Genomic DNA, 17,809 nt, shown 5'->3' on the forward strand with positions numbered 1-17,809 from the left:
AATCTGACCAGATGAGGAGGGCGTGATGCCTGAGGCCTTTATCTACGACCACGTACGGACTCCCCGCGGCCGCGGCAAGGCCGACGGCAGCCTGCATGAGGTGACCGCGCTCGCGCTCGCCACCGTGCCTTTGAAGGCGCTGAAGGACCGCAACAACATCCCCGAGGACGCGGTCGACGACGTCGTGCTCGGCGTGGTCGATCCGGTCGGCGAGGCCGGCTCCGACATCGCGCGCTTCGCCGCGCTGAATGCGGGTCTCGGCGATGCCGTTCCGGGCATTCAGATCAGCCGCTTCTGCGCCTCCGGCCTCGACGCCGTGAACTTCGCCGCGGCGCAGATCATGAGCGGCCAGCATGAGCTGGTCATCGGTGGTGGTGCGGAATCGATGAGCCGCGTCGGCATCGGTGCGTCCGGCGGCGCCTGGCCGATGGATCCGTCGATGGCGGTGCCGTCCTACTTCATGCCGCAGGGCGTCTCGGCGGACCTGATCGCGACCAAATACGGCTTCTCCCGCGACGACGTCGACGCCTATGCGGTGCAGAGCCAGCAGCGCGCGGCGAAGTCCTGGGAGGAAGGCCGCTTCGACAAGTCGGTGGTGCCGGTCAAGGATATCAACGGCCTGACCATCCTCGCCAAGGACGAGCACATGCGGCCCTCGACGACCATGCAGTCGCTGGCGCAGTTGCAGCCGTCGTTCGTGCAGATGGCGCAGATGGGCGGCTTCGATGCGGTGGCGATCCAGTCGCATCCGGAGATCGAGCGCGTCAACTACGTGCATCACGCCGGCAACTCCTCGGGCATCGTCGACGGCGCCGGTGCGGTGCTGCTCGGCAGCAAGGAGGCAGGCGCGAAGTACGGCATGAAGCCGCGCGCGAAAATCCGCGCCTTCGCCAATATCGGCTCGGAGCCCGCGATGATGCTGACGGGCCCGGTTGACGTTACCGAGAAGCTGTTCGAGCGCTCGGGCATGAAGAAATCCGACATCGATCTGTTCGAGCTCAACGAGGCGTTCGCCTCGGTCGTGCTGCGCTACATGCAGGCGTTCGAGATCGACAAGGACAAGATCAACGTCAATGGCGGCGCGATCGCGCTCGGCCATCCGCTGGGCGCCACCGGCGCGATGATCCTCGGCACCGTGCTCGACGAGCTCGAGCGCACCGGCAAGGCGACCGCGCTGGTGACGCTGTGCATCGGCGGCGGAATGGGCACCGCGACCATCATCGAGCGGGTGTGACGGTGTGCTCCCTCCCCCCTTGCGGGGGAGGGTCGGGGAGGGGGTGCCACGCGCTCCACTGCCCGTGAGGACCCCCACCCCCGACCCCTCCCCGCAAGGGGGAGGGGAGACGAAACATCGGGGCTGACGCAGCACAGACGCGCCCCTGCCAAATCTGGGAGCACCACATGGCCTTCAAGAACTTCAAACTCGAAACCGATGCCGACGGCATTGCGCTGATCACCTGGGACATTCCGGGCCGTTCGATGAACGTGCTCGACGAGACCTCGGCGATCGAGCTCGAGACCATCGTCAAGGAGACGACCGCCGACGCTGCCATCAAGGGCGTCGTCATCACCTCGGCCAAGGAGGCGTTCTGCGCCGGCGCCGATCTGTCCATGCTGGAAGGCATGAACCGCACCTATCTGGACGTGCTGAAGAGCAAGGGCGAGGAAGCCGCCAACCAGATGCTGTTCGACAACAGCCGGCGCTTCTCGCAGATCTACCGGGCGATGGAAACGTCGGGCAAGCCGTGGGTCGCCGCCATCAATGGCCTCGCGCTCGGCGGCGGCTTCGAGCTGACCCTGGCCTGCCACCATCGTGTCGCGGCCGAGAACCCGAAGACCCGGCTCGGCCTGCCCGAGATCAAGGTCGGCCTGTTCCCGGGCGCCGGCGGCACCCAGCGCGTGCCGCGCATCGTGCAGCCGCAGGACGCGATGAACCTGCTGTTGAAGGGCGAGGCGCTGACGCTCGACAAGGCCAAGGCCATGAAGCTGGTCGATGCGATCGTGCCGGCGGCCGACCTCATCAAGGCCGCGAAGGATTGGATCAAGGGCGGTGGCAAGGCCGTCGCACCGTGGGACGAGAAGGGCTTCAAGCTGCCCGGCGGCCCGGTGTTCTCGAAGAACGGCATGATGATGTTCCCGGCCGGCAACGCCATCTATCGCCGCGAGACCTACGACAACTACCCGGCCGCGCGCGCGATCATGAGCTGCGTCTATGAAGGCCTGCAGCTGCCGATCGATGCCGCGCTGCGCGTCGAATCGCGCTACTTCACCAAGATCCTGCGCTCGAAGGAAGCGGCGGCGATGATCCGCAGCCTGTTCCTGTCGATGCAGGAATTGAACAAGGGCGCGCGTCGCCCCGCGAACGTGCCGGCGACCAAGATCAAGAAGATCGCCGTGATCGGCGCCGGCTTCATGGGCGCCAGCGTCGGCTACGTCTCGGCCCGCGGCGGCCTCGAGGTCGTGCTGATCGACCGCGACCAGGAGAGCGCCGACAAGGGCAAGGCGCATGCGCAGAGCGTGATCGACGGCCTGGTCAAGAAGGGCCGCGCCAAGCCGGGCGAGGCCGAGGCGATCATGGGCCGCATCACTGCGACCGCGGACTACGCGGCGCTGAAGGAATGCGATCTCGTCATCGAGGCCGTGTTCGAGGACCGCAAGGTCAAGGCCGAGACCTACGCCAAGGCGCAGGCCTATCTGAAGGACGGCGCGATCTTCGCGTCGAACACCTCGACCCTGCCGATCACCTCGCTGGCCGAAGAGTTCAAGGACCAGGGCCGCTTCATCGGCATCCACTTCTTCTCGCCGGTCGAGAAGATGATGCTGGTCGAGATCATCATGGGCAAGAACACCGGCGACGTCGCGCTGGCGACCGCGCTCGACTACGTCCGCGCCATCGGCAAGACGCCGATCGTGGTCAACGACTCCCGCGGCTTCTTCGCCAATCGCTGCGTGATGCGCTACATCGCCGAGGGCAACGAGATGTTCCTCGAAGGCGTGCCGCCGGCGATGATCGAGAACGCCGCCAAGATGGCCGGCATGCCGGTCGGCCCGTTGTCGCTGTCTGATGAGGTCGCGCTCGACCTCGGCCTCAAGATCATGAAGGCGACCGAGCATGATCTCGGGCCCAACGCGATCAACCAGGACCACAAGAAGCTGATGGTCGAGCTGGTCGAGAAGCAGGGCCGCTTCGGCCGCAAGAACGCCAAGGGCTTCTACGACTATCCCGAGAAGGGCAAGGGTCAGAAGAGCCTCTGGCCCGATCTCGCCAAGCTGCAGCCGAAGCATCTCGATCCCGACACGCTGGATGTCGAGGAGCTGAAGCAGCGCTTCCTGGTGGTGCAGGCGGTGGAAGCCGCGCGCACCGTCGAGGACCACGTCATCACCGACGTGCGCGAGGCCGATGTCGGCTCGATCTTAGGGTTCGGCTTCGCGCCGTTCACCGGCGGCACGCTGTCCTACATCGACTTCATGGGGACGAAGAAGTTCGTCGAGCTGTGCCACAAGTTCACGGCGAAGTACGGCTCGCGCTTCGCCCCGCCGAAGCTCTTGGAGGAGATGGCCGCCAAGGGCGAAACCTTCTACGGCCGCTTCCCGCCGAAGAAGGCGGCGGCTTGAGACCGGAATGCTAGGCGGAAGCGAGCCGCGCTTGCTGTCCATTCCCTCCCCCCTTGTGGGGGAGAGATAGAGAGGGGGGTAGCCACAGGCACCAGCGCTTGTGGCTACCCCCCTCTCTATCTCTCCCCCACAAGGGGGGAGAGAACACACTGCCCGAGAAGCAACAGCGAGTTCTTTCAAGATCTCGCTCACCCCGCCTTCATCAGCCCTTCCTTGGTCAGCGCCTCCTGCACTTTCGGCCGTGCGGCGACGCGGTTCTTGTAGGCCACGAGATTCGGCATCGCCGACAGGTCGAACTTCATCCGGTCCGCCCAGGTCAGGATGGTGAACAAATAGCCGTCGGCCACCGTGAATTGCTGGCCCATCAGGTAGTCGCGGCCGGCGAGCTGGCTGTCGATGTATTTGAACTTGCCCATCACGCGGTCCTTGAAGAACGCCTTGGCGTCGTCGGCGAGCACCGGTGAGAACATCGGGCCGAAATTCTTGTGCAGCTCGGAGGTGATGAAGTTCAGCCACTCCAGCAGCTTGTAGCGCTCGCCGCTGTCGCGCGCCGGGGCGAGGTTCTTGGTCGCCGCCTGGTCGGCGATCATCTGGACGATCACGGGGCCTTCGGTCACGATCTCCCCGCTCGGCAACCCCAGCGCCGGCACCTGGCCCTTCGGATTGATCTTCAGGTAATCGTCACCATTTTCCAGGGTCTTGGCGCGCAGATCGACCTTGACCAGGTCGTAGGGCAGGCCGGCTTCGAGCAGGGCGATATGGGGCGAGAGCGAGCAGGCGCCGGGTGAATAATAAAGCTTCATCTTGTATTCCCTCCGTGAGACCGTTTTGTCCTTGGAACCTATCGAGCGGTCGCACCCGCCCTTACATGCAGATGCATGGAATAGTCAAGATTGATGCAGCTGCATCGAATGCGCTAGACTGTGCATCCGAGGATACGAGCCGGCCCATGAAACGCAAACCATCGACCGAGGCGACCGCCGCCTGGATCCGCCTGATGCGGGTCCAGAGCCGGGTGCTGGACTGCGTCGAGCAGGAGCTGAAGAAGGCCGGTTTTCCGCCGCTCGCCTGGTATGATGCGCTGTTGGAGCTGTCCCGGGCGCCCGCGGGCGAGCTGCGCCCGGTCGAGCTGGAGCGGCAGATGCTGATCCCGCAATATTCCACCTCGCGGCTGATCGACCGGCTGGTCGACGAAGGTCTGGTCGTCCGGCGCGAATGCAAGATGGACAAGCGCGGCCAGTTCGTCGAGATCACCGAGGCCGGACGCGAACTGCAGAAGCGGATGTGGTCGGCCTATTCCGCCGCGATCGAGAAGCATGTCGGCTCCAAGTTGTCGGATACCGACGCTGCCAAGCTTTGCATGCTGCTGGATCGCCTTGGCTGCTCCTGTGGTCAGGCCGCTCCGTTGGCGGCCGGAGAGGGCGCGGCGACCCGATGAAGCATCCGTTCCCATTCACATCCGCGGCCCCCTGGGGTCCGCGGCCCTTCCTGTCACCACGCGCGACCCTCGAAGCGCTTCTGAACCGAGACTCCCATGGCGCGTGACCAGATCGATATGACCCCGCTGCAGTCGCGCGACGAACTGGTGGCGTGGCTCGCGGCCGGCGTGAAGCCGCCGTCCGCCTTCCGCATCGGGACCGAGCACGAGAAGACGCCGTTCACGCTCGACGGTCATCGCCCCGTGCCCTACGAGGGCGCGCGCGGCATCGGCGCGCTGCTCGAAGGCATGAAGCTTCTGCTCGGCTGGGAGCCGATCATGGAGCGCGGCAACATCATCGGGCTCTATGACGTGACCGGCGGCGGCGCCATCTCGCTGGAGCCGGGCGGCCAGTTCGAGCTGTCCGGCGCGCCGGTCGAGACCGTGCACCAGACGCATGCGGAACTGATGGCGCATCTGGCGCAGGTCCGCGAGATCGCGACTCCGCTCGGCATCGGCTTTCTCGGCCTGGGCATGACGCCGTCCTGGTCGCGCGCCGAAATTCCCCTGATGCCCAAGGGCCGCTACAAGATCATGACCAGCTACATGCCGAAGGTCGGCCGCTATGGCCTCGACATGATGTACCGGACCTGTACCGTGCAGACCAATCTCGACTTCTCTTCCGAAGCCGACATGGTCAAGAAGCTCAGGGTCTCGGTGGCGCTGCAGCCGATCGCGACCGCACTGTTCGCCAATTCGCCGTTCACCGAAGGCAAGCCGAACGGCTTCCTGTCGTTCCGATCCGAGATCTGGCGCGACACGGACAATCAGCGCTCGGGCATGATCCCGTGGGCGTTCGAGGATGGCATGGGTTTCGAGCGCTGGGTGGACTACGCGCTCGATGTTCCCATGTATTTCGTGAAACGCGAGGAGACCTATATCGACGTCTCCGGCACCTCGTTCCGCGACTTCTTCGCAGGCAAGAACCCGGCGATGCCGGGCGAGCGTCCGACGCTGTCGGACTGGGCCAATCACCTCTCGACGATCTTCCCGGAGGTGCGCCTGAAGCGCTACCTGGAAATGCGCGGTGCCGACGGTGTGCCATGGGGCCGGCTGCCGGCGCTGCCGGCGTTCTGGGTCGGCCTGCTCTACGACGACGTCAGCCTCGACGCGGCGTGGGACTTGGTCAAGACCTGGACCGCGTTCGAGCGCCAGAACCTGCGCGACGACGTGCCGCGCCTCGGCTTTAAGGCGCGTGTTCGCAACCGCTACGTGTTCGAGATCGCCAAGGAATGCCTGACCCTGGCGCATCTCGGCCTCCGCCGGCGCAGTCGCATCGACCATCTCGGCCGCGACGAGAGCCGCTTTCTCGAGCCGCTCGATCAGATCATCGATTGCGGCCGCTCGCCGGCCGAGGAGATGCTGGAGAAGTTCGACGGCCCGTGGGGCGGCTCGGTGGAGCCGGCCTACGACGAATATGCGTTCTGATCGGAACGGCCGAGCCTGCAGGTTCGCTGCGTCGCCTGTTCCGCGTTGAGGCGGCACGGGTCCGCTGTTTTTTGTTGCTATTTGTGTCCCAGGTTCGATTCAGCGCCTGGGCGCCGCTGCTTTGCCTTCCGCAGCTCCCACCGGTCCGGGCCGTTCATCCGCCATACAGGTTCGTGGCGATCAAATGACTGCCTAAAAACTCGTAAGAAAACTCGAACATTAACAATGGGTCGGATGGTTCAGCGGCGGCGCGTGGGGCGCTTCATCGGGGCATGGCTGAGGGTACTGGCGTGCCTGTTCGCGGCTGCGTGCCTGACGCCGGCTTCAGCCCAGACCTATTCCGATCGTCCCGGCGGCGACTACATGAGCGCGCCGATCGCCTCCGGCGATCCGGCCGATTGCGCGCTGCTGTGCGAGCACGACCGGCGCTGCCGCGCCTGGAGCTTCAACTATCCGACCGTGATGGAAGCGGGCGCGGTGTGCTGGCTGAAGAACAGCGTGCCGGCGCGCGTGCCGGACAATTGCTGCGTTTCCGGCGTGCGCGGTGCGGGCGTCGTCGAAATCCGCAACGATGCGGTCGAGACGTCGATCGACCGTCCCGGCGGCGACTACCGCAGCTTCGACATCAAGACCACCGATCTGAAGGGCGGCGAGAAGGCCGAGAAGGCCGCTGACAAGGGCAGCGACAAGGCGGCGGACAAGAAGGAAGAGAAGGCCGCCGACGCCGAGGACATCTGCAAGGCCGCATGCACCGGCGACAACAAATGCCGCGCCTGGACCTTTGCGCGGCCCGGCTATGCCGGCAAGGAAGCGCATTGCTTTCTGAAGAAGGAAATCAAGCCGCCGCGCCGGCGGGCGGGCTTTACGTCGGGCGTCGTGCGATAGTGCGCGACGATGAGTCTCGCTCCTTCTTGTCGATCGTCAGAGCCACCGTTATTGCGAGCTCTCGCAATGATGCCAACTGAAGATGCGATGTCGAAGAAGCACCGTGCACCGGTGGCGCGCCAAACTCAGTCGTCATTCCGGGACGTGACGCGCAGCGGCACGGGCCCGGAATCCATAATCACGATGGTGGTTATGGATTCCGGGCTCGCGCTGCGCGCGCCCCGGAATGACGGATGAGAGAGGGGGCTCCCGATCCTGTCTGGTCGCGCTCAATCCGCCGCGGCTATCACTGTGATCTCCGGCCATAGCGTCTTCCAGCGCGTCGCCTTGGCCGCATAGTTCGTCGCCGAAAAGTTGGCTGTATAGTTTGGCCGCACGATCATCTGCGCGATGTCAGCGAGGCCCCTGGGCGCATAGAGCTCATATCCATCGGTAACGGGGCGGAGCCCGACCTGCGTGTTGACGGTGAGAAACCGGTCGATTCCATCGGTTGATCGCGACACGGCGGGGTAGGGACGACCGTGCTTGGCGGGATACCAGAGATGGACGCGGGCCTGGTTGCGCACCTCCACCTTGGCTTCGATGTCATGGAGGTAGGACGCGATGCGCCGGATGACGGCGTCCTCAGCATCCCACGACGTATCCGGATCGAAATAGAAGATGTCGTAGTCGTTGATGCCGTGATCGATCGGACGGCCGGTCCGCACGTTCCAGACGCTCTGAGTCAGGCAGCCGGCGACGACCCAGGCATCGGGCACGGCCGTTTCACGCAGCACGCGCATGATCGCGGTGTTGACGGGGTTGCGCAGCGCGGCTGCGATGAAATCGTCTTTGGTCATGATGGTCGAAGGCATCAGAACATGGGTGCCGTCGACACGTTCAATACACGAGATGGAGGACGGCGTGCAGCCCGTTTCAGCTGCGATCGAACACGGCGAGCGCCTTCTTCGAGGCCAATGCCCGCCACTGCCGGCGCAACAGCGGCTCTGCGTCGGCGCGCCTCGCCTTCGACAGGCGCAGCAGCACGATCGGATAGTCGCGGTAGTGATCGGTGACGTAGAACAGCTTCGGCCGGCTCTCCACCAGCATCGCGCGTTCGTCCGGCGGCACGCCCGGAAGGACGAGACTGTCCCCGTCCTCCTTGAGGCCCGCCAGCATCTTCTTGCGCACCTTCAGCGCCGGCGTGCCGTAGGACGTGCCGTCCTCGACCTCCGGCCATGCCAGCGCGAGCGCCCTGACATCGTCGAAGGTCATGGCTTCGTCTCTTCGTGGCGGCTGAGTGAGGATAAGAAAGAGCGCATTTGGTTGGCTGAGGCACGAACCTGCGCATTGAATTACTGAACGGCGTAGACAGTTCTCAGTCTTTGTCGCCTTTGGTGCCCGACTTGGTCGGACCTTCAACGGCCAAGATGTCCTTCTCTTTGAGCACCTTAAGCACAGCGCCTAGATCTGCACAGATCTGATCAATGTCTTCGATCAGTTCCTCCTTGGTTCGGAAGACCTGAAGCTTCATTGGCCCCATATCTTGGGCAGCTAAGCCGCTTATTTTGAGCACATGGGCGAACTGGGAGCAGACCTCAATCAGTTCGGCGAATGTTAAAGTGGTGACAAATGAATGCTTCTTGTCGTCATCGCGCACGTGCGTACTAAATAGAGGGAAAAAGACGTTTCTACTCGGCAGCGGTCCCCATGCGGGCCAAATATCCACGTCGAGTCCCGTTACCTCCATAAACGGGTGCAATTCAGTTTCATCGTCTTCCAACTCACTATTGTCTTTTGACGGGGGCCGATCTTTTCCCGACTCTTTCGCACTGTTCGACATCGATCACCTCATGGCACGGCTTCGCGAAAGCTTTCGGCGATCGATCTGCTTGCGTGACGCTTGTATGGCGTAACTCGAAGCAACTTCTTCGAGAATCGTCGCCTCGGAGGCTTTTCTCGTGGGAGTAGCTTCAGATGGAGGTCGCGCGTCTGGTGCCCGGCTCATTGCACTGTTGACGCCAACGAACAATAGGCTAGTTCGCCGGCTTACTCCCTTGGCATGCGGTAGCAACCATTCCGATAAGGCGTTTACGGGCAAGTTGTGCGGACTTGTCGCGAGTCTCCCAATTGGGGCTTCGACCTCTGCCTTTTCTTTCACCGCTGCTCGGCCAGCAACTTGTCCTTTTTCCCACCTTGAGATGAGGTAGAGACCTGTGCACAACAAACTCAGAACCAAAATTGGCCCGTATATAGGAAGAAAACTCATCGTCGTCCTCCCAATGTAGAAACCGCCGTGGACAGTACCAATTGAACGACAAGCCAGGCAAAGAAGATTATCGTTACACTAACGGCCACGTTATCCGGCAAGAACGCGATCTGCTGAGCAGGGCCCACTTGAAGGTTGTGCAGGCGGGAAAGATTGAATAGCACACCGTTAATAACGCACAGAGCAAGAAAAAAACCAAAGATCGACCATGACTTCTTGATCACGGCGGTGCATGCGAAGTGTAGGCTGATGGCAAATACAACGACATAGGCAAGTAAGCTAGCCTGTGTCGGAAGGTAACTCCAATCATGTCCTGCAAGCCCGCCGTCAAGCGCCAGTATCACGCCAAGAGACGCGCCAAGGACGGCTGAAATGGTGCCTTCGCACGGAAGTGGCTGAACCCAAGATCGCATAACACCAAACGTTCAAAATTGTAACTTATCATTAGCACAACCTAGCTTGCCGACAAGCATCATTGTTTTCTTCTCGTGTTCTGTCGACGGGCGCTGAAAATATATTGCCTACCGTTCGTTCAGCGGACCGCGGTGAAGAAGCGGTCGAGCCGGAAGCCCGATAGCCAGGCCCAGACCGGCTGGTTCTTGAAGCCGAGATCCCAGGAGCCGACCACCGCATCGGCGCGGCCGACGAGATTGTCGATCGGCAGCATGCCGACGCCGCCGTCGCGCAACGAGACGCGGCTGTCGGCGGAGTTGTCGCGGTTGTCGCCGAGCACGAACAGCCTGCCCGCCGGCACGGTCACTTCCGGCGTGTTGTCGAGCCGGCCGTTGTCGCGCATCTTGAAGATGAGGTGCGACACGCCGTTCGGCAGCGTCTCGACATAGCGATAGGCCGGCTCGTTGCGGCCGGTGTCGTCCTCGGCATCGCCGATGCCGTCAGGCTTCAGTCCGGCGGCCTCGCCGTTGATGTAGAGCTGGCCCTGGCGCATCTGGATGCGATCGCCCGGCAGGCCGACGACGCGCTTGACCCAGGCCTGCGAGGTGTCGCCCGGCCAGCGGAACACGACGACGTCGCCGCGCTTCGGCGTCTCGCCGAACAGGCGTCCCGTCTCCGGCAGCGTGATCTGCATTGGCAGCGACGAGGTGCCGTAGCCATAGGGGAATTTCGACGCCAGCAGGGCGTCGCCGATCATCAGGGTCGGCTCCATCGAGCCCGACGGCACGTAGAACGGCTCGGCGATGGCGCCCTTGGCGACGAACACCACCATGACGACCGCGACGAGCTGCGCGAGCTGGCCGCCCCAGGTGCTTTCCTTGCGGACGCTGCCCGTGCGCGTCGCCTTGGTGGTCTTGTCCGTGGACATCTTCTCAAGGCTCATCGGCCCGTGCCTCCCACCGTAATGCGATCCATGCGAAGCGTCGGCTGACCGACGCCGACCGGCACGCCCTGGCCGTTCTTGCCGCAGGTGCCGATGCCGGTATCGAGCGACAGATCGTTGCCGATCATGCTGATGCGGTTCAAATCCGTCGGGCCGTTGCCGATCAGCATCGCGCCCTTCACCGGCGCACCGACCTTGCCGTTCTCGATCCTGTAGGCCTCGGTGCACTGGAAGACGTATTTGCCCGAGGTGATGTCGACCTGGCCGCCGCCGAAATTGACGGCATAGATGCCGTTCTTGACCGAGGCGATGATCTCGGCCGGATCGCGCTCGCCCGCCAGCATGTAGGTGTTGGTCATGCGCGGCATCGGCACGTGCGCGTAGCCCTGACGGCGGCCGTTGCCGGTCGGCGCCATGTTCATCAGCCGCGCGTTCTGGCGGTCCTGCATGTAGCCGACCAGGATGCCGTCCTCGATCAGCACGGTCCGGCTGGTCGGCGTGCCCTCGTCGTCGATCGACAGCGAGCCGCGGCGCGAGGCCATGGTGCCGTCATCGACCACGGTGACGCCCTTGGCGGCGACCGGCTTGCCCATCAGCCCGGCGAAGGCCGAGGTCTTCTTGCGGTTGAAGTCGCCCTCGAGGCCGTGACCGACGGCTTCATGCAGCATCACGCCGGGCCAGCCGGCGCCGAGCACGACGTCCATCTCGCCGGCGGGAGCGGGGACCGATTCCAGATTGACCAGGGCCTCGCGCAGCGCACCGTCGGCGGCCTCGCGCCACGCCTTGGTCTCGATGAAGCGGGCATAGGCCTCGCGGCCGCCATAACCCTTGCTGCCGGTCTCCTGGCGATCACCCTGGCCGGCGACCACCGAGACGTTCACGCGCACCAGCGGGCGGATGTCGCGATAGCTCTCGCCGTCGGGCCGCAGGATCTCCACGACCTGCCAGGTCGCGCCGAGGCTCACGGTCACCTGGCGCACGCGCGGATCCTTGTCGCGCAAGTAAGCGTCGATCTCGCCGAGCAGCTTGACCTTGCTTTCGAACCCCGGAGCATCCAGCGGATTATCGTCGCCATAGAGCCGGACGTTGGTGTGCGGCGGCGGGCTCGCGAACGTGCCGGAATAGCCGCCGCGCACGGCGCTGACGGCATCGGCTGCGCGCATCAGCGCCGGCAGCGAGACGTCGGAGGAATGGGCATAGCCGACTGCATCGTCCTTCACCGCGCGCAGGCCGAATCCCTGGCTGGTGTCATAGGTCGCCTGCTTCAGCCGGCCATTGTCGAAGGTCAGCGCTTCGGTCTGGCTGTATTCGAAGAACAATTCGCCGTCATCGGCGCCGGCCAGGCCACGCGCGACCTCGCTCCGGACCGTATCACGGTCCAGATTGGCGCGTTCGAGCAGGGAAGTGGTGGGAGCAGTCATGGGTCAATCCGTTGTCGGAGCGATCATTCCAAGATAGTTGTTTTGACGCCGGGGCGCGAGGGGCTGGATGATTACCGAACTGACATGGTTGAGATCGTTCCCATCACGTCCGCTCACATCGAGAGCTTCCACCGCACGCTCGATTACGTCGCGCGCGAACGGCGCTATCTGTCGTTCGTGCAGGCGCCGCCGCTGGAGTCGACGCGCGCCTTCATTCTGAACAACATCCACCAGGGATATCCGCAATTCGTCGCTCTCTCGGCCGGGGAGGTGGTCGGCTGGTGCGATGTGACGCCCAAATCGGGGCCAATCGATGCCCGGATCGGGGTGCTCGGCATGGGCCTTATGCCGCAGTTCCGGCACCAGGGCCTGGGCAGACGACTGATGGCGGCGGCGCTCGAGGCGGCGCGGGCGGCTGGCTTCTCGCGTGTCGAGCTCACGGTTTACCGCAGCAACACCAACGCCATCAGGCTGTACCAGAAGGCCGGATTCCTGCTCAAGGCGGTGCAACCGCGGGAGCCCGGCGATGACGGGTTCGACAAGACCCTGCTGGTGATGGCGCTGGCGCTCGACGGGCGGCGCTGAGGCCGCGGGCGCGCATTCAGACGCGCGAACTCACGGCTCGATCACGGCATCGTGCTGCGAAGGGGTTGTCAATCGCGGCCGACGTCAGGGCAGCTTGTCGAAGCCTTCGGCGAGTCCGTTGAGGCTCAGCGGGAAGCCGATGCCTTCCTCCGGCGTCTCGAAGATGATGAAGGTCGCGGTCTTCGCCGTCTTGAGCTGGCCGAGCAGCTTGTCCTCCAGCACCACCTCAGCGACGCAGCCATTGGGCAGGCAGCGCACGAAGCCGGCGCGGCCGACATCCTGGTTGTCGAGCTTCAGGCCGAGGCCGGACGGCAGCAGCACGCCGAGCGGCGCCACGACGCGCATCAGCCGGCTCTTCTGGTCTGCGGTCTTCAGCATGATCACGGTGAGGCCGGCATTGGAACGGTCCTCGGCCACGACGCTCTGGATCAGCGCGCACTGCTCGCTCTGCGCGCCGGGCGGGGTGTCGCAGCGGATCTGCCAGTCGCCATGCACCGAGCGCACCGCGCCCTGCGCCAACGCCGCATGCGGCACGCCGATCACCGTCGCAGCGATCATCGCGACCGCGGTCGCCGCGGAGGTCATCGCGGCAACACGCGCGAGTCGCGCACGCACCGCGCTGAATCGGTACAAACGGCGCGAGTCATTCGCAGCTGGGGTCGACATGTCAGCTGTCCTGTCCGTTGAAACCCTGATCCGGGTCGGTGCCATGACAATTTCCTGTGGGTGATCTGCGCGTCCGACGCCATGATACGGCAATGATGGCGTCTTGAGGACAGCGTCACCGGCGTACGGCACGAAACGATACCAAATATGGCCGCACCCTGGTGGGCGCTGCCGCTGCGCCTCGCCGAATCAGCCTCGCAAACGGCCGTGTCCCGTTTGCCTACATCGCGCCGCACGCCTGTCAAGCGCCCGTTGCCCGCGAAATCGCGGCATGCGGCAATCTCCCGGAAAATACGCTTGTCGCGACGAACAGCGCCGCGCGCGATATCCGGCGCAAGACTGCATTGCGATAGATCAAGAATTATGGTTTGAGAAGAAAGATTTCGTCATTCCAGTGAACTGGCCCAGGTGCTTTTCTATGCATCCGCCCGAAGGCCATTTGTCAGGAGAGCGGATCGAACGGCGCGCCGCTGCGTGAAGCGGGCGGTGCGCTGAGGGGGAAAGTTCTGAAGGGAGCGCGACGGCATGAAGATGTCGAGAGGCCAATTGAGCGCCTTGCTGGGGTTGGCTGTAACGGGCATGACGCTCGTGTCGGGTGGAGCGGCGTTTGCTGAAACGGGCCAGCCGGCGCCATGGGAAGTCAAGCTGCAGGAGGCTGCGACGCCGGTGATGGAGAACATCACCTGGTTCCACGGCCTGCTGCTGACGATCATCACCATCATCACGCTGTTCGTGCTGGCGCTGCTGGTCGCCGTGGTGGTCAAGTTCAACGCGCGCGCCAACCCGGTGCCGTCGCGGACGACGCACAACACGCTGATCGAGGTGGCTTGGACGCTGATCCCGGTGCTGATCCTGGTCATGATCGCGGTGCCGTCGTTCCGGCTGCTGTTCCTCGAGCTGGATGTGCCGAAGGCCGATGTGACCATCAAGGCCACCGGCAAGCAGTGGTACTGGAGCTACGCCTATCCCGACAACGGCAAGTTCGAGTTCGACTCGCTGCTGGCGCAGGACAAGCAGCCGCGCCTGCTCGCCGTCGACAACGAGATGGTCGTGCCGGTCAACAAGGTGATTCGCGTCCAGACCACCGGCGCCGACGTGATCCACTCCTGGGCGATCCCGTCGTTCGGCGTCAAGATCGACGCCATTCCCGGCCGCCTCAACGAGACCTGGTTCAAGGCGACCAAGGTCGGCATGTATTACGGCCAGTGCTCGGAGCTGTGCGGCAAGGACCACGCCTACATGCCGATCGCGGTGCGCGTCGTGAGCGACCAGGAATTCACCGCCTGGGTCGAGGACGCCAAGAAGAAGTACGCCAGCGCGCCCACGAGCACCTATGCGTCGGCTGCGGGCGTGTCGCAGTAGCCGGGCGGGGATGAACGCTGAGATTGAGGGCCGCCTTGGCGGTCCACGGGGACACTGAGGATTGGACAATGGCGACGAACGCGACGACCCTGACCGGCCATGACGATCACGCGCACGACCATCCGACCGGATGGCGGCGCTGGATCTATTCGACCAACCACAAAGACATCGGCACGATGTATCTGATCTTCGCGGTGTGCGCCGGCATCATCGGCCTCGCCATGTCGGTCGCGATCCGCATCGAGCTGATGTATCCGGGTGTGCAGCTGTTCCACGAGAACCACACCTACAACGTGTTCGTGACCTCGCACGGCCTGATCATGATCTTCTTCATGGTCATGCCGGCGATGATCGGCGGCTTCGGCAACTGGATGGTGCCGCTGATGATCGGCGCGCCGGACATGGCGTTCCCGCGCATGAACAACATCTCGTTCTGGCTGCTGCCCGCCTCGTTCGCGCTGCTTTTGACCTCGACCTTCGTCGAGGGCGAGCCCGGCGCCAACGGCGTCGGCGCCGGCTGGACGATGTATGTGCCGCTGTCGACCTCGGGCCATCCCGGACCGGCGGTGGATTTCGCGATCCTGTCGCTGCACCTTGCCGGTGCGTCGTCGATCCTCGGGTCGATCAACTTCATCACCACCATCTTCAACATGCGCGCGCCGGGCATGACCCTGCACAAGATGCCGCTGTTCGTGTGGTCGATCCTGGTGACGGTGTTCCTGCTGCTGCTGTCGCTGCCGGTGCTCGCCGGCGCCATCACGATGATGCTGACCGACCGCAATTTCGGCACCACCTTCTTCGATCCGGCCGGCGGCGGTGACCCGGTGCTGTTCCAGCACCTGTTCTGGTTCTTCGGCCATCCGGAAGTGTATATCCTGATCCTGCCCGGCTTCGGCATGATCAGCCAGATCGTGTCGACCTTCTCGCGCAAGCCGGTGTTCGGCTATCTCGGCATGGCCTACGCCATGGTCGCGATCGGCGGCATCGGCTTCGTGGTGTGGGCGCACCACATGTACACGGTCGGCATGTCCTCGGCGACGCAGGCCTATTTCGTCGCCGCCACCATGGTGATCGCGGTGCCGACCGGCGTGAAGATCTTCTCCTGGATCGCCACGATGTGGGGCGGCTCGATCGAGTTCCGCGCGCCGATGCTGTGGGCCGTGGGCTTCATCTTCCTGTTCACGGTCGGCGGCGTCACCGGCGTCGTGCTGGCGAACGCCGGCGTCGACCGTGTGCTGCAGGACACCTACTACGTCGTCGCGCACTTCCACTACGTGCTGTCGCTCGGCGCCGTGTTCGCCATCTTCGCCGGCTGGTACTACTGGTTCCCGAAGATGTTCGGCTACATGTACAACGAGACGATCGCGAAGGCGCACTTCTGGGTCACCTTCGTCGGCGTCAACCTGGTGTTCTTCCCGCAGCACTTCCTCGGCCTGTCGGGCATGCCGCGCCGCTACATCGACTATCCCGATGCCTATGCGGGCTGGAACCTGGTCTCGTCGATCGGCTCCTACATCTCGGCCTTCGGCGTCCTGATCTTCATCTATGGGGTGGTCGACGCCTTCATGCGCAAGCAGCAGGCCGCGAACAATCCGTGGGGACCGGGTGCGACGACGCTGGAATGGACCCTGTCCTCACCGCCGCCGTTCCACCAGTTCGAGGTGCTGCCGAAGGTGCAGTGAACCTGATCTCTCCGACGCGGCGCCATCCGGCGCCGCGTCGATCTCTGCCGGTGGCGCGCCTGGTGCCGCGCCGGAAGCGCGGTTCTGGCACTCCCTGTCCCAGAACCTTTTGAATTGAAGTCTGTGAATTGAAGTCTGGATTCGCCGTGTCGGTCATCGATCAGAACGCCATTGCCGTCGGCCCGCGGATTTCCGAGGCCGATGTCGGCGATTATCTCGCGCTCCTGAAGCCGCGGGTGATGTCGCTCGTGATCTTCACGGCGCTGATCGGCCTGCTGATCGCTCCGGGCCATTTCCACCCGGTGCTCGCCATCACCTCACTGCTGTGCATCGCGGTCGGGGCCGGCGCCTCCGGCGCGCTCAACATGGCGCTGGAAGGCGACATCGACTCGCTGATGTCGCGCACCGCCAACCGCCCGATTCCGCGCGGCCGCGTCACCCGCCAGGAGGCGCTCGCCTTCGGCATCACGCTGTCGTTCTTCTCGGTGCTAACGCTCGGCATCCTCGTCAACTGGTTCGCCGGTGCGCTGCTCGCCTTCACCATCTTCTTCTACGTCGTCATCTACACGCTGTGGCTGAAGCGCTGGACTGCGCAGAACATCGTCATCGGCGGCGCCGCCGGCGCCTTGCCGCCGGTGGTCGCCTGGGTGTCCGCCACCGGCTCGATCGCGCCGGAGCCGCTCTGGCTGTTCCTGATCATCTTCTTCTGGACCCCGCCGCATTTCTGGGCGCTGGCGCTGTTCCGCAGCGATGACTACGCCCGCGCCGGCGTGCCGATGCTGCCGGTGGTCGCCGGCCCCGATGCGACCCGGCTGCAGATCCTGCTCTACACCATCGTCCTGGTGGCGATCGCCGCCGCGCCGTGGCCGCTCGGCTATTTCGATGCCGTCTACGGTGTCGTCTCGCTGGCGCTCGGCACGGGCATGCTGTGGCTCGCGGTCGAGGTGTTCCGCAAGCGCGAGCGCAGCGCCTCGCTACGCGCCAACCGCAAGCTGTTCGCCTTCTCGATCCTTTATCTGTTCGTGCTGTTCGCTACGCTCGGACTCGAAGCGGTCGCGCGCATGATCGCGCCGCTGATCTGGTAAGAGGCGCGAGACTGGAAAA

At 64.1% G+C, this 17,809-nt stretch carries 16 protein-coding genes; 9 read left to right on the plus strand and 7 right to left on the minus strand.

What is annotated here, in order from left to right:
• The first annotated feature begins 25 nt into the window (after window positions 1–25).
• Complete coding sequence (locus ACQR13_RS17690) at window positions 26–1,234, plus strand: acetyl-CoA C-acetyltransferase (protein WP_315717934.1); 1,209 nt, start codon at window positions 26–28, stop codon at window positions 1,232–1,234.
• A 167-nt stretch (window positions 1,235–1,401) separates the two neighbouring features.
• Window positions 1,402–3,615, plus strand: coding sequence for a 3-hydroxyacyl-CoA dehydrogenase NAD-binding domain-containing protein (locus ACQR13_RS17695; RefSeq protein WP_434841885.1), 2,214 nt, complete (start codon window positions 1,402–1,404; stop codon window positions 3,613–3,615).
• Window positions 3,616–3,803: 188 nt separating this feature from the next.
• On the opposite strand, the gene gstA is transcribed toward ACQR13_RS17695, so the two are convergent.
• The gene (gene gstA, locus ACQR13_RS17700) at window positions 3,804–4,418 is read right to left on the minus strand and encodes a glutathione transferase GstA (protein WP_315717932.1); all 615 of its coding nucleotides are present in this window, start codon (window positions 4,416–4,418) and stop codon (window positions 3,804–3,806) included.
• Window positions 4,419–4,564: 146 nt separating this feature from the next.
• On the opposite strand from gstA, the gene ACQR13_RS17705 reads away from it, so the two are divergent.
• From ACQR13_RS17705 to ACQR13_RS17715, 3 genes are all read left to right on the plus strand, one after another.
• Window positions 4,565–5,053, plus strand: coding sequence for a MarR family winged helix-turn-helix transcriptional regulator (locus tag ACQR13_RS17705; RefSeq protein ID WP_315717931.1), 489 nt, complete (start codon window positions 4,565–4,567; stop codon window positions 5,051–5,053).
• 96 nt (window positions 5,054–5,149) lie between these two features.
• Window positions 5,150–6,520, plus strand: coding sequence for a glutamate--cysteine ligase (locus ACQR13_RS17710; protein WP_434863033.1), 1,371 nt, complete (start codon window positions 5,150–5,152; stop codon window positions 6,518–6,520).
• Between the two features lie 234 nt (window positions 6,521–6,754).
• Complete coding sequence (locus ACQR13_RS17715) at window positions 6,755–7,405, plus strand: PAN domain-containing protein (RefSeq protein ID WP_315828023.1); 651 nt, start codon at window positions 6,755–6,757, stop codon at window positions 7,403–7,405.
• A 269-nt stretch (window positions 7,406–7,674) separates the two neighbouring features.
• Here ACQR13_RS17715 and ACQR13_RS17720 read toward each other — a convergent pair whose 3' ends face one another.
• The 5 genes from ACQR13_RS17720 to tldD all read right to left on the minus strand — a co-directional run bounded on the left by ACQR13_RS17720 (window position 7,675) and on the right by tldD (window position 12,410).
• Window positions 7,675–8,244, minus strand: a complete 570-nt coding sequence (locus ACQR13_RS17720) for a nucleotidyltransferase family protein (RefSeq protein ID WP_434845074.1) — start codon at window positions 8,242–8,244, stop codon at window positions 7,675–7,677.
• 76 nt (window positions 8,245–8,320) lie between these two features.
• On the minus strand, window positions 8,321–8,659 hold the full coding sequence (locus tag ACQR13_RS17725; RefSeq protein WP_434863034.1) for an MmcQ/YjbR family DNA-binding protein: 339 nt from the start codon (window positions 8,657–8,659) through the stop codon (window positions 8,321–8,323).
• A 103-nt stretch (window positions 8,660–8,762) separates the two neighbouring features.
• On the minus strand, window positions 8,763–9,227 hold the full coding sequence (locus ACQR13_RS17730; protein ID WP_434863035.1) for a hypothetical protein: 465 nt from the start codon (window positions 9,225–9,227) through the stop codon (window positions 8,763–8,765).
• 958 nt (window positions 9,228–10,185) lie between these two features.
• Window positions 10,186–10,974, minus strand: coding sequence for a signal peptidase I (lepB, locus tag ACQR13_RS17735; RefSeq protein WP_434863105.1), 789 nt, complete (start codon window positions 10,972–10,974; stop codon window positions 10,186–10,188).
• An 11-nt stretch (window positions 10,975–10,985) separates the two neighbouring features.
• On the minus strand, window positions 10,986–12,410 hold the full coding sequence (gene tldD / locus ACQR13_RS17740) for a metalloprotease TldD (protein WP_316170721.1): 1,425 nt from the start codon (window positions 12,408–12,410) through the stop codon (window positions 10,986–10,988).
• 84 nt (window positions 12,411–12,494) lie between these two features.
• Between tldD and ACQR13_RS17745 the strand changes: the two genes are divergently transcribed.
• Window positions 12,495–12,995, plus strand: coding sequence for a GNAT family N-acetyltransferase (locus tag ACQR13_RS17745; RefSeq protein ID WP_434863106.1), 501 nt, complete (start codon window positions 12,495–12,497; stop codon window positions 12,993–12,995).
• Between the two features lie 84 nt (window positions 12,996–13,079).
• Here the strand turns inward: ACQR13_RS17745 and ACQR13_RS17750 are convergent, their stop codons facing one another.
• Window positions 13,080–13,706 carry an invasion associated locus B family protein gene (locus ACQR13_RS17750; protein WP_434863036.1) on the minus strand — a complete coding sequence of 209 codons (627 nt, stop codon included), beginning with the start codon at window positions 13,704–13,706 and terminating at the stop codon, window positions 13,080–13,082.
• A gap of 480 nt (window positions 13,707–14,186) precedes the next feature.
• On the opposite strand from ACQR13_RS17750, the gene coxB reads away from it, so the two are divergent.
• The 3 genes from coxB (at window position 14,187) to ACQR13_RS17765 (ending at window position 17,790) form a co-directional block, all read left to right on the plus strand.
• Complete coding sequence (gene coxB / locus ACQR13_RS17755; RefSeq protein WP_434863037.1) at window positions 14,187–15,023, plus strand: cytochrome c oxidase subunit II; 837 nt, start codon at window positions 14,187–14,189, stop codon at window positions 15,021–15,023.
• Window positions 15,024–15,091: 68 nt separating this feature from the next.
• On the plus strand, window positions 15,092–16,705 hold the full coding sequence (gene ctaD, locus ACQR13_RS17760) for a cytochrome c oxidase subunit I (RefSeq protein ID WP_315717924.1): 1,614 nt from the start codon (window positions 15,092–15,094) through the stop codon (window positions 16,703–16,705).
• A 146-nt stretch (window positions 16,706–16,851) separates the two neighbouring features.
• Window positions 16,852–17,790: a heme o synthase gene (locus ACQR13_RS17765; RefSeq protein WP_315751287.1), complete on the plus strand. Its 939-nt coding sequence runs from the start codon at window positions 16,852–16,854 to the stop codon at window positions 17,788–17,790.
• The last annotated feature ends 19 nt before the right edge of the window (window positions 17,791–17,809 follow it).

Origin of the sequence: Bradyrhizobium sp. HKCCYLRH3059 (assembly GCF_051168035.1) — a bacterium.
Classification (GTDB): domain Bacteria; phylum Pseudomonadota; class Alphaproteobacteria; order Rhizobiales; family Xanthobacteraceae; genus Bradyrhizobium.

Excerpts from the sequence above, each read along its gene's own strand:
- ACQR13_RS17690 (WP_315717934.1), top strand. The coding sequence starts at position 26 with ATGCCTGAGGCCTTTATCTACGACCACGTACGGACTCCCCGCGGCCGC.
- ACQR13_RS17695 (WP_434841885.1), top strand. The coding sequence starts at position 1,402 with ATGGCCTTCAAGAACTTCAAACTCGAAACCGATGCCGACGGCATTGCG.
- gstA (WP_315717932.1), bottom strand. The coding sequence starts at position 4,418 with ATGAAGCTTTATTATTCACCCGGCGCCTGCTCGCTCTCGCCCCATATC.
- ACQR13_RS17705 (WP_315717931.1), top strand. The coding sequence starts at position 4,565 with ATGAAACGCAAACCATCGACCGAGGCGACCGCCGCCTGGATCCGCCTG.
- ACQR13_RS17710 (WP_434863033.1), top strand. The coding sequence starts at position 5,150 with ATGGCGCGTGACCAGATCGATATGACCCCGCTGCAGTCGCGCGACGAA.
- ACQR13_RS17715 (WP_315828023.1), top strand. The coding sequence starts at position 6,755 with ATGGTTCAGCGGCGGCGCGTGGGGCGCTTCATCGGGGCATGGCTGAGG.
- ACQR13_RS17720 (WP_434845074.1), bottom strand. The coding sequence starts at position 8,244 with ATGACCAAAGACGATTTCATCGCAGCCGCGCTGCGCAACCCCGTCAAC.
- ACQR13_RS17725 (WP_434863034.1), bottom strand. The coding sequence starts at position 8,659 with ATGACCTTCGACGATGTCAGGGCGCTCGCGCTGGCATGGCCGGAGGTC.
- ACQR13_RS17730 (WP_434863035.1), bottom strand. The coding sequence starts at position 9,227 with ATGTCGAACAGTGCGAAAGAGTCGGGAAAAGATCGGCCCCCGTCAAAA.
- lepB (WP_434863105.1), bottom strand. The coding sequence starts at position 10,974 with ATGTCCACGGACAAGACCACCAAGGCGACGCGCACGGGCAGCGTCCGC.
- tldD (WP_316170721.1), bottom strand. The coding sequence starts at position 12,410 with ATGACTGCTCCCACCACTTCCCTGCTCGAACGCGCCAATCTGGACCGT.
- ACQR13_RS17745 (WP_434863106.1), top strand. The coding sequence starts at position 12,495 with ATGGTTGAGATCGTTCCCATCACGTCCGCTCACATCGAGAGCTTCCAC.
- ACQR13_RS17750 (WP_434863036.1), bottom strand. The coding sequence starts at position 13,706 with ATGGCACCGACCCGGATCAGGGTTTCAACGGACAGGACAGCTGACATG.
- coxB (WP_434863037.1), top strand. The coding sequence starts at position 14,187 with ATGAAGATGTCGAGAGGCCAATTGAGCGCCTTGCTGGGGTTGGCTGTA.
- ctaD (WP_315717924.1), top strand. The coding sequence starts at position 15,092 with ATGGCGACGAACGCGACGACCCTGACCGGCCATGACGATCACGCGCAC.